This window comes from Paenirhodobacter sp., assembly GCF_041916475.1.
GTDB lineage: Bacteria > Pseudomonadota > Alphaproteobacteria > Rhodobacterales > Rhodobacteraceae > Rhodobacter.
Genome location: NZ_JAYRZN010000060.1, coordinates 1 through 9,752 on the forward strand (window position 1 = coordinate 1; position 9,752 = coordinate 9,752).

General features: G+C 69.5%; 11 protein-coding genes and 1 pseudogene. 9 read left to right on the forward strand and 3 right to left on the reverse strand.

What is annotated here, in order from left to right; translation table 11 throughout:
• Positions 1-882: pseudogene (gene tpa / locus ACOMG5_RS16610) on the reverse strand (hypotaurine--pyruvate aminotransferase Tpa); the annotation flags it as partial.
• Positions 883-1,143: 261 nt separating this feature from the next.
• On the opposite strand from tpa, the gene ACOMG5_RS16615 reads away from it, so the two are divergent.
• The 8 genes from ACOMG5_RS16615 (at position 1,144) to ACOMG5_RS16650 (ending at position 8,152) form a co-directional block, all read left to right on the forward strand.
• Entirely contained in the window at positions 1,144-1,701 is a 558-nt protein-coding gene (locus ACOMG5_RS16615) for an NADPH-dependent FMN reductase (RefSeq protein ID WP_420344905.1), read from the forward strand.
• Between the two features lie 49 nt (positions 1,702-1,750).
• On the forward strand, positions 1,751-2,659 hold the full coding sequence (locus ACOMG5_RS16620; protein WP_420344906.1) for a 3-hydroxyacyl-CoA dehydrogenase NAD-binding domain-containing protein: 909 nt from the start codon (positions 1,751-1,753) through the stop codon (positions 2,657-2,659).
• Between the two features lie 92 nt (positions 2,660-2,751).
• Positions 2,752-3,900: a CaiB/BaiF CoA transferase family protein gene (locus ACOMG5_RS16625; RefSeq protein ID WP_420344907.1), complete on the forward strand. Its 1,149-nt coding sequence runs from the start codon at positions 2,752-2,754 to the stop codon at positions 3,898-3,900.
• 57 nt (positions 3,901-3,957) lie between these two features.
• Positions 3,958-5,079, forward strand: coding sequence for an aminodeoxychorismate synthase component I (locus ACOMG5_RS16630; protein WP_420344908.1), 1,122 nt, complete (start codon positions 3,958-3,960; stop codon positions 5,077-5,079).
• Entirely contained in the window at positions 5,040-5,654 is a 615-nt protein-coding gene (locus tag ACOMG5_RS16635) for an aminotransferase class IV (protein ID WP_420344909.1), read from the forward strand. The genes ACOMG5_RS16630 and ACOMG5_RS16635 overlap by 40 nt, the downstream gene beginning before the upstream one ends.
• Before the next feature lie 58 nt (positions 5,655-5,712).
• Positions 5,713-6,756 carry an aldo/keto reductase gene (locus ACOMG5_RS16640; protein WP_420344910.1) on the forward strand — a complete coding sequence of 348 codons (1,044 nt, stop codon included), beginning with the start codon at positions 5,713-5,715 and terminating at the stop codon, positions 6,754-6,756.
• Positions 6,734-7,273: a lipocalin gene (locus ACOMG5_RS16645; RefSeq protein WP_420344911.1), complete on the forward strand. Its 540-nt coding sequence runs from the start codon at positions 6,734-6,736 to the stop codon at positions 7,271-7,273. Before ACOMG5_RS16640 ends, ACOMG5_RS16645 begins: the two co-directional genes overlap by 23 nt.
• Positions 7,274-8,152, forward strand: a complete 879-nt coding sequence (locus ACOMG5_RS16650) for an EamA/RhaT family transporter (protein WP_420344912.1) — start codon at positions 7,274-7,276, stop codon at positions 8,150-8,152.
• On the opposite strand, the gene ACOMG5_RS16655 is transcribed toward ACOMG5_RS16650, so the two are convergent.
• Together ACOMG5_RS16655 and ACOMG5_RS16660 are read right to left on the reverse strand one after the other, a co-directional pair.
• Positions 8,149-8,838: an NUDIX hydrolase gene (locus tag ACOMG5_RS16655; protein ID WP_420344913.1), complete on the reverse strand. Its 690-nt coding sequence runs from the start codon at positions 8,836-8,838 to the stop codon at positions 8,149-8,151. The genes ACOMG5_RS16650 and ACOMG5_RS16655 overlap by 4 nt on opposite strands.
• A gap of 8 nt (positions 8,839-8,846) precedes the next feature.
• On the reverse strand, positions 8,847-9,236 hold the full coding sequence (locus tag ACOMG5_RS16660) for a DUF983 domain-containing protein (protein ID WP_420344914.1): 390 nt from the start codon (positions 9,234-9,236) through the stop codon (positions 8,847-8,849).
• 156 nt (positions 9,237-9,392) lie between these two features.
• On the opposite strand from ACOMG5_RS16660, the gene ACOMG5_RS16665 reads away from it, so the two are divergent.
• Positions 9,393-9,752, forward strand: a 360-nt coding sequence (locus ACOMG5_RS16665) for an EF-hand domain-containing protein (RefSeq protein WP_420344915.1), incomplete at its 3' end; no start/stop codon positions are given.

Here is a 9,752-nt window from a genome sequence, read left to right on the forward strand (position 1 = left end):
GGCATAGCCGGAGGCCACGCCCTTCGCCATGGTCACGAAATCGGGCTCGATGCCATAGTTCTGATAGCCGAACCAGGTGCCGGTCCGGCCGAGCCCGCAGACGACCTCGTCGATATGCAGCAGGATGTCGTATTTGCGGCAGATTTCCTGCACGCGCTCCCAGTAGCCCGAGGGGGGGGTGATGACGCCGCCGCCCGCGGTGATGGGCTCCAGCACGATCGCGCCGATGGTCTCGGCGCCCTCACGCACGATCACCTCCTCGATCGCATCGGCGGCACGCATGCCGTAGTTCTCCACATCCCATTGCTTGCGGTATTCGAGGCAATGCGGCACCCGCACGAAGCCCTCGGGGAAAGGGCCGTACTGCTCGGCGCGCTGGTCCTGGCCGGAGGTCGCGAGCGTGCCGATGGTGGTGCCGTGATAGTCGCGGTCGCGGAACAGGATCTTGTTCTTCTTGCCCTTGTAGTGGCGCGCGGAGATCTGGCGCACCATCTTGTAGACCTTCTCGTTCGCCTCGGAGCCCGAGTTCGAATAATAGACCCGGCTCAGGCCCGGCATCTTCGAGAGCAGCTTCTCGGCGAAGAGCGCGGCCGGGACGGTGCCGCCGGCGCCTGCCCAGTAGTTCAGCTTGATCAGCTGGTCGCGGATCACATTCGCGATCGATTCGCGGCCGTAGCCCACGTTCACCGTCCAGACGCCGCCCGAGACGGCATCCAGGAATTCCTTGCCGGTGGCATCCCAGAGCTTCATGCCGCGGCCCTCGACGAAGACGCGCGGGTCGATGGTCTCGTATTGCTTGTGCTGGCTCAGGTGGTGCCAGACGTTCTTGCGGTCGGCTTCGACGGCATGGCTCAGGTCGTTGGCGGAAAAGGAGAGGGTCATCTGCTGGACTCCGGAGTGGTTTTCCCTGTGGTGCGCCCGCGCGCGGCGCTGCGATAGAGCCAGATCTGCGGCTTGGATAGGGCCAGGTTCCGCGCGCGAGGGGTCTTGGCATCCTGGGCGCGAGGGTGTTGTGTTGTCCAGCCGTTTCCGGGAGGCGCAGGCCGGCCGGGGCGGTATGCCGCGTGGCTGCCCTGAGAACCATCATCGGGCGCCGCTTCCCTGACCGGGCCGGGCCCGGCCGCAAGACAGGAGACCTCCCCCATGAAGCTCAACATCATCATCACCAGCACCCGCCCGGGCCGCAACGGCAAGCCGGTGGGCGACTGGATGTTCGACTATGCCAAGGCCCATGATGCGGGCTTCGAGGTCGTGCTGACCGATCTGGCGGATCTGGCGCTGCCGGTGATGGACGAGCCGAACCACCCGCGGCTGAAGAAATATGTGCATGAACATACGAAGACGTGGTCCGCCATCGTCGAGGGCTCCGATGCCTTCGTGTTCGTGCTGCCCGAATACAATTTCGCGCCGCCGCCGAGCTTCGTGAACGCGCTCGACTATCTGTCGCAGGAATGGGCCTGCAAGCCCTGCGCCTTCGTGAGCTATGGCGGCGTGTCGGGGGGGCTGCGCTCCGTGCAGGTGGCCAAGCAGATCGTGACCGCGCTGAAGATGATGCCGCTGCCGGAGCAGGTGGTGATCCCGATGGTGTTCGGGCATCTGAGCGAGGGCAAGTTCACCGCCGAGAAGCTGCATGAGGACTCGGCCGGGGCGATGGTGGCGGAGCTCGCGCGCTGGGCGAAGGCGCTGGCGGTGCTGCGCTGAGGCGGGCCGCGCGCTTGGCTGTGTGGGGCGATTTTCCGGGGAGGGGATGATGGCCGAAAGGCAAGTGATCGCGGTGCTCGGGACGGGCACCATCGGGGCGAGCTGGGCTTCGCTGTTCCTGGCGATGGGGCAGGATGTGCGGGCCTGGGATCCGGCGCCGGGCGCCGCGGAGCGGCTGCAGGCCGCGCTGGCGCAGGCGGCGCCCTCTCTGGCGGCGCACGCGGGCGCGGGGCGGCTGAGCCTGCATCCCAGCCCCGAGGAGGCCGCGACGGGGGCCGGCTTCGTGCAGGAGAACGCGCCCGAGCGGCTGGAGCTGAAGCGCGCGCTCTATGCCCTGATCGAGCCCGTGCTCGGGCCGGAGGTGGTGATCGCGACCTCGACCTCCGGCATCATGCCGAGCGCGCTGCAGGAGGGGATGGCGCATCCGGAGCGGCTGGTCGTCGGGCATCCGTTCAATCCGCCGCATCTGGTGCCGCTGGTGGAAGTGGTGCCGGGGCGGCAGACCTCCGAGGCCGCGGTGGCGGCCGCGATGGCCTTCTACCGCGCGATGGGCAAGGAGCCGATCCGGCTGAACCGCGAGGTGATCGGCCATGTCGCGAACCGGCTGCAGGGCGCTGTGCTGCGCGAGATCGTGCATCTGGCGAAGGAGGGGGTGGCTTCGGTCGCGGATCTGGACCGGGCGATGTCGCTCGGGCCGGGGCAGCGCTGGGCCTTCATGGGGCAGGCGAAGCTTTTTGCGCTGGCGGGCGGGCCGCAGATGATGGCGCATTTTCTGGATCACCTCGGCCCGGCGGTGGAGACCTGGTGGGCCGATCTCGGGGCGCCGGAGCTCGATGACGAGGCTCGTCGCCTGCTCAGCGAAGCCTACCCGCCGGTTTCCGAAGCGGAGTTCCGCGCGGTGCAGGACTGGCGCGATGCGGCGCTGCTGCGGCGCCTCGCTGCGCTGGAGGAGGACTGACCTATGCGTTTTGGGCATGGTCTGCGGCGCAGGTAGCCATCGCGGCCACGAAGGCTTCGCGGTAGTCAGGGCCCGAAGGCGGGAGAGAACCGATGCGGAATGATGCGCCCCTGAAGGGGCTGAAGGTGGTGGAGCTGGCGCGGATCCTGGCGGGGCCGTGGATCGGGCAGGTGCTGGCGGATCTGGGCGCCGAGGTGATCAAGGTGGAGGCGCCGGAGGGCGACGATACCCGCCGCTGGGGCCCGCCCTTCGTGGAACGCCCGCGCCCCGATGGCGGGGTGGAGACGGTCGCGGCCTATTACCACGCGGCCAACCGGGGCAAACGCTCGGTCATCTGCGATTTCGCGAACCCGGATGATCTGAGCAAGGTCAAGGGCTTGATCGCCGAAGCGGATGTGGTTCTGGAGAATTTCAAGGTCGGCGGGCTGCGCAAGTTCGGGCTCGATTACGACAGCTGCGCGGCGCTGAACCCGCGGCTGGTTTATGCCTCCGTCACCGGCTTCGGGCAGGACGGGCCGCGCGCGACCCAGCCGGGATACGATTTTCTGATTCAGGGCATGTGCGGGATCATGGACCTGACCGGCCCGAAGGGCGGCGAGCCGCAGAAGGTGGGTGTGGCCTGGATCGACCTCTTCACCGGGCTCTATGGTGTGATCGGGGTGCAGGCGGCGCTGGCGGAGCGGGAGCGCTCCGGCCGGGGGCAACATGTGGACCTGGCGCTGCTGGATGTGGGCGTGGGGGTGCTGGCGAACCAGGCGATGAACTATATGCTGGGCGGGGTGGTGCCGCACCGGCTGGGAAATGCGCATCCCTCAATCGTGCCTTATTCGGTGTTCCCGGCGGCGGATGGGCATTTCATTATCGCCTGCGGAAATGACAGGCAGTTCAGATCCTTGTGTGGCGTTCTTCAGATGACGGAATGCGATGATCCGGCCTTCGCCACCAATCCGGCCCGGGTCGCGCAGCGCGACGAGATCTGCGCCCGGATCGCGGCGCGCACGGCGCTGCGCCCAAAGGCGGAGCTGATTGCGGCGATGGAGGAAGCAGGGGTTCCGGGCGGGCCGATCAACGACGTGGCCGAGGCGCTGGCCGAGCCGCAGATCGCGGCGCGGGGCATGGCGATTGCGCCCGAGGGCATTGCCGGGCTGCGCACGCCGATCCGGTTTTCGCGCAGCCCGCTGACGCTGGAGCGCGCGAGCCCGGCGCTTGGCGACGGAGACTGGCGATTTTCCTCCGAGTGAAGGCTTGCGCAGGCCACGGTTTGCCGGATAACTCCGCGGCAGGCGATGGGGGCGGAGATGCGCGGAACGCTGGAGCTGGAGTTCGATGCCGGGCCATCCGGGCGCGGGGCGCGGTTCGCGGCGCCGCGGCGGATCCTGCGCGCGGATACGCTGGACGAGGTGGCGGGCTGCCTTGAGGAGATGCAGCGCGCACAGGAGCAGGGCTTCTGGCTCGCGGGGCTGATCGCCTATGAGGCGGGCTATGCGTTCTCGCACCGTCTGGCGGATCTGATCCCGGAGGCGCGCGAGGTGCCGCTGATCCTGTTCGGCGCCTATGATGCGCCCGAGGCTGCGCGCCCCGATGCGGCGCCGCTGCCGATGCCCGAGCTGACGCCGACGATTTCCCGCGCGGATTATGCCAGCGCCTTCGCGCGGATTCAGGATTATATAACGGCTGGCGATGTTTATCAGGTGAACCTCACCTTCCCTCTGAGCGGGGAGACGGAGGCGGGGGCGGCGGCGCTTTATGCCGGGCTGCGGCGCGGGCAGCAGGTTGGGCACGGCTGCCTGGTGCAGGCCGGGGATTTTGCGGTGCTCTCGCGCTCGCCCGAGCTGTTCTTCGCGGTAGATGGCGCGGGCGCGATCACGGCGCGGCCGATGAAGGGCACGGCCCCCCGGAGCGCCGCGCCGCAGGAGGATGCGCGGCTGGCGGAGGAGCTGCGGCTTTCGGAGAAGAACCGGGCCGAGAACCTGATGATCGTCGATCTGCTGCGCAACGACCTGTCGCGGATCGCAGAAATCGGGACGGTGAAGGTGCCGAAGCTGTTCGAGATCGAGACCTATGCCACGCTGCACCAGATGACCTCCACGGTGACGGCACAGCTGCGCCCGGTGGGGCTTTCCGAAATGATGGCGGCGCTGTTTCCCTGCGGCTCCATCACCGGGGCGCCGAAGATCCGCGCGATGCAGGTGATCCGCGAGGTGGAGCCCTTCGCGCGCGGCGCCTATTGCGGCGCGATCGGCTGGGTGGCGCCCACGGGGGCGATGGAGTTTTCGGTGGCGATCCGCACGGCGCTGCTGCGCGAGGGCCGGATCACGCTGAACGTGGGCGGCGGGATCGTGGCCGACAGTCAGGTCGATGCGGAATGGGAGGAGGCGCTGTGCAAGGCAGGCTTCGCGAGCAGGCACCGGACGATTTGAAGCTGATCGAGACGCTGCTGTGGCCGGTTTCGCCGCCGCGGCTGGCGCTGCATCAGGCGCGCCTCAAGCGGGGATGCGCGGCGCTTGGGGTGGCGGCGCCGGATCTGGCGGCGGCGCTGGCCGGGCTGCCGGAGGGGCCGCTGCGGGTGCGGGTGACGGTGGATCTGCGCGGGCGGGTGGAGCGGGTGGTGGCGCTCTTCGTGCCCGAGAGCCGGGGCTGGCGCGTGGTGCTGCGCCCGGGGCTGGAGAGCGGCGACCCCTGGCGCGGGCACAAGACCACGATGCGCGGCCTCTATGACCATGCGCGGGCCGCGCTGCCGCCCGGCGCCGATGAGGCGGTTTTGCTCAACGAGCGCGGCGAGATTGCCGATGGCACCATTACGAACGTGTTCGTGCCGCGCGCGGGCGGGCTCCTGACCCCGCCGCTTGCCTCCGGCTGCCTGCCCGGCGTGCTGCGGGCGGAGCTGCTGGCGGAGGGCCGGGCGCGGGAGGTGGTGCTCTATCCGGCCGATCTGGCGGCGGGGTTTTTCGTCGGCAATGCGCTGCGCGGGCTGATCGCGGCGGCGCTGGCATGAGGGCTTTCCCTTCCGGGGAGGCTATGGCAGGTTCTGCGCCTGCGAACAGGAGATGACGATGCGCAAGCGGGAATTGGGCGGCACCGGGATCATGGTGTCGGAGCTGTGCCTTGGCACGATGACATGGGGGTCTCAGAACACCGAGGCCGAGGGCCATGCGCAGCTTGATCTCGGGACCGGGCGCGGCATCGATTTCATCGACACGGCGGAGATGTATCCGACCAATCCTGTGCTGGCGGAGACGGTCGGGCGGACCGAGGAGATCATCGGCTCCTGGCTCGCGCGGCGCGGGCGGCGCGACGATCTCGTCATCGCCACCAAGATTTCCGGCAATGGCCGCAAGGAGATCCGTGACGGCGAGGATATCACCCCGGCCTCGATCCGGCGCGCGCTGGAGGCCTCGCTGCGCAGGCTCGGGACGGAATATGTGGACCTGTACCAGTTCCACTGGCCGAACCGGGGCAGCTATTCCTTCCGCCAGAACTGGAAATACGACCCGTCGCGGCAGCCGCCGAAGGCCGAGGTGGAGGCCAATATGCTGGCCTGCCTGGAGACGCTGCAGGCGCTGGTGCAGGAGGGCAAGATCCGCCATTTCGGCCTGTCGAACGAGACCGCCTGGGGCATGGCCGAATGGCTGCGGCTGGCGGGCGGCGGGGCGCCGCGGGCGGTATCGATCCAGAACGAATATTCGCTGATGTGCCGACTTTATGATACCGATCTGGCGGAGCTTGGCCGGCACGAGAAGGTGACGCTGCTGGCCTATTCGCCGCTGGCGACGGGGCTTTTGAGCGGCAAATACACGGGCGGGGCGCTGCCGCCCGGTTCGCGGGCCACGCGCACGCCGGATCTGGGCGGGCGGATGGGGCCGCGGGCGCTTGCGGTGGCCGATCGCTATGTGGCGCTCGCGCAGGGTGCGGGGCTCGATCCGGTGACGATGGCGATTGCCTGGACGCTCACGCGCCCGTTCCCGATCGTGCCGATCATCGGCGCCACCTCCTGCGCGCAGCTCGAGCGTTCGCTCGATGCCGCGGGCACCGTGCTGCCGAAGGAAATCCTGACTGCCATCGACCGGGTGCACCATGAAGATCCGATGCCGTTCTGAGCGTGGCGCCCTGCGCGGGCTGATCCTGGCCGGGCTGCTGGCGCTCGCCGCCTGCGGCTCCAGGCTCGAGCCGCAGCGCGATCAGACGCCGCTGCGCGATCCGAAAGGATGGATTTCCTCGGCGGTCGTGTTCGATCCGGCCCGTTTCGGCGGGCGCTGGTATGTGGCCGAAAGCGGGGCGGCGGGCTGCGGCGGCGCGGTGCAGCACTGGGCCTTCGATGGCAGTGGCTATCGTGTCTCCGGGGTGGATTGCGCGGGCGCGGCGCCGCGGCGGATGGACGGGCGGCTCGCCGTCACCGGCCCCGGCGCGCGGTTCACGCCGCAGGGCGCCTTCGGCGATCTGCCGGTCTGGGTGCTGTGGGTCGATCAGGATTACCGGGTCGCGGTGCTGGGCACGCCCTCGGGGCGGTTTGGCATGGTGCTCTCGCGTGAGATGCCGCCGCGGAGCGATCTGATGGTCGCGGCGCGGCGGGTTCTGGATTTCAACGGCTACAATCTGCGCCGGATCGGCCGCTGAATGCTCTGGATCTGGATTACGCTTGCGGCTGCCGCGGTGCAGACGCTGCGGTTCATGCTGCAAAAGAAGCTCGCCTCCACCGGGCTTTCGGTGGGCGGCGCGACCTTCTCGCGCTTCCTGTTCGGGGCGCCGATCGCGGTCCTCACCGCGGTGGCGACGCTGCAGATGGCCGGGCCGCTGCCGCTGCCGGGGGCGCGGTTCTGGGCCTTTGCGCTTCTGGGCGGGGCGGCGCAGGTGGCGGGCACGTTCCTGACCGTGTCGCTGTTCAAGCTGCGCAATTTCGCGGTGGGGGTGGCCTTCACCAAGACCGAGACGGTGCAGGTGGCGCTGATGTCGCTGCTCGTGCTGGGCGAGGCGGTGAGCGGGCTTGGCTGGGCCGGGATTGCGCTCGGGCTCGGGGGGGTGCTGGCGCTCTCGCGCACGCCTTCGGGCTTTTCCGGGCGGGCGACGCTTTATGGCGTGCTGGCGGGCGGGCTCCTCGGCCTTTCGGCCATCTGCTATCGCGGCGCGACGCTGGAGCTGCTGCCGGGCGGCAGCTTTGCGCGCGCGATCGTCACCCTTGGCTGCGTGACCACGGCGCAGGCGCTCGGGATGGGGCTCTATCTGCGCCTGCGCGAGCCGGGGGAGCTGTCGCGCGTGGTCGCGGCCTGGCGGCGCACGGTCTGGGTGGGCGTGGCGGGCATTGCCGGATCGGCCGGCTGGTTTACCGCCTTCGCGCTGCAGAACGCGGCCTATGTGCGCGCGCTCGGGCAGGTGGAGATGGTGTTCACCCTGCTGGTCTCGGCGCTGGTCTTCCGCGAGCGGCTGAGCGGGCGCGAGGGGTTTGGCATCGCGCTCGTGGTGCTCTCGCTGGTGCTGATCGTTCTGGGCGGGCGCTAGCCGATCCGCTGAAAGGCGGAGCGGGGGCCGCGGTTGTCAAAGAAGGGCACCTGCGCGGGCTCCGCTCCGGGCGCGGCCTCGCGCAGATGCGCCTGCACCTCGGCCAGCACCACTTCGGTGATGAAGGGCAGGTTCAGCCGCCGGGCCTCGGCCATCGGCACCCATTGCAGATGCGAAAGCTCGTCGCAGGCGCGGGAGAAATCGTCGGGGTCGGTCGCGATCTCGGCGGCGTCGATCAGGAAGAAGCGCGCATCAAAGCGGCGCGGGCGCCCGGGCGGGGTGATCGCGCGGAACACGAAGCGCAGCGCCGCCGCCGAAGGCACGAAGCCCGCCGCGGCAAAGCCCTGCCAGTCGGGCGGCACCTCGCCCGGCCAGGCGCCGGGCGCGCCGAGAATGAGCCCGGTCTCCTCCCATAATTCGCGGATCGCGGCCACGGCCAGGGCCGGCCCGATGGCGGGGGCATCGACCTCCAGCCGCGAAGCCGTCGCCGGCGCGAGCGGCAGGGCCAGCGGCACCTCGGCATCGGCCCGGTCCAGCGCGCCGCCAGGGAACACGAATTTCGAGGGCATGAACGCCGCCTGTTCGCCGCGCATCCCCATCAGCACCGCAGGCCCCTCGGCCGTGCGCCGCACCACGAGGACGGTTGCCGCATCGCGCAGCCGGGTCTTGTCTGTTTCGTCGGTCATCGGGGCTTTCAGTCGCTGGCGGCCTCGCCCGCTCCGAAGCCATGCATCCGGCGCGACCACTGGATCGCGACGATCATGCCCTTCAGGCGCGGCAGCAATAACAGGGACAGCGCCACCGAGCCGGTCGCGAAGATCGCGATCAGGACGAGCGGCGCCGGGCGGAAGGCGACCCAGACCCAGAGCAATGTGGGCGCGAGCAGATGACCGACGATCAGGATCGTCAGATAGGCCGGGCCGTCATCGGCGCGCTGTGCGCGGAAATCCTCACCGCAGGCAGGGCAGGCGGGGCGCACGCCGAGGTAGCCCTGCAGGAGCGGCCCCTTCCCGCAGGCGGGGCAGCGGCAGGCGAGGCCGCGCAGGATCGCGGCCCGAACGGGGCGGTCGTCGGCTGTGGTCATGGCTCCTCCTGTGGCCTTTATCGGATAAAACGGCGCCGCTGCATAGGGCGATCACGGTTTCGGGAGAACGGATATCCGGCGACGGATCGCGGGGGCTCGTGCGTTTCTCTTCTGTCAGCGGCGGATGACGGCCGCAATCAGTGAGGAGACGAGATGATGACGCGTTTCAAGAGCACGCTTCTGGCAGGGCTTCTGGCGGGGGCCGCGCTGAGCGGCCTGCCCGCGCTGGCGCAGGAGGCGGGGAGCCCGCCCGCGCCCTGGCCGCGCTTCGACATGAAGCAAATGGACACCGACGGCGACGGCAAGGTGACGCTCGAGGAAATTCAGGCCAAGCGCAAGGCCGAGGTGACCGCGCTCGATGCCAACAATGACGGCAAGATCAGCGCCGAGGAGCTGGTGAATGCCGAGATGGCGCGGATCCGTCCGGGCGTGGAGGCACGGGTGGCGGCGCGGATCAAGGCGCTGGATGTGGACGGCGACGGGATGCTGTCGGGGGGCGGGCTCGCGACCCCCCCC

What these genes read in the sequence shown, in the direction of transcription:
- ACOMG5_RS16615 (WP_420344905.1), top strand. Translation starts at nt 1,144, where the DNA reads ATGAAGCTCAACATCATCATCACCAGCACCCGCCCGGGCCGCAACGGC.
- ACOMG5_RS16620 (WP_420344906.1), top strand. Translation starts at nt 1,751, where the DNA reads ATGGCCGAAAGGCAAGTGATCGCGGTGCTCGGGACGGGCACCATCGGG.
- ACOMG5_RS16660 (WP_420344914.1), bottom strand. Translation starts at nt 9,236, where the DNA reads ATGACCACAGCCGACGACCGCCCCGTTCGGGCCGCGATCCTGCGCGGC.
- ACOMG5_RS16655 (WP_420344913.1), bottom strand. Translation starts at nt 8,838, where the DNA reads ATGACCGACGAAACAGACAAGACCCGGCTGCGCGATGCGGCAACCGTC.
- ACOMG5_RS16640 (WP_420344910.1), top strand. Translation starts at nt 5,713, where the DNA reads ATGCGCAAGCGGGAATTGGGCGGCACCGGGATCATGGTGTCGGAGCTG.
- ACOMG5_RS16650 (WP_420344912.1), top strand. Translation starts at nt 7,274, where the DNA reads ATGCTCTGGATCTGGATTACGCTTGCGGCTGCCGCGGTGCAGACGCTG.
- ACOMG5_RS16625 (WP_420344907.1), top strand. Translation starts at nt 2,752, where the DNA reads ATGCGGAATGATGCGCCCCTGAAGGGGCTGAAGGTGGTGGAGCTGGCG.
- ACOMG5_RS16645 (WP_420344911.1), top strand. Translation starts at nt 6,734, where the DNA reads ATGAAGATCCGATGCCGTTCTGAGCGTGGCGCCCTGCGCGGGCTGATC.
- ACOMG5_RS16630 (WP_420344908.1), top strand. Translation starts at nt 3,958, where the DNA reads ATGCGCGGAACGCTGGAGCTGGAGTTCGATGCCGGGCCATCCGGGCGC.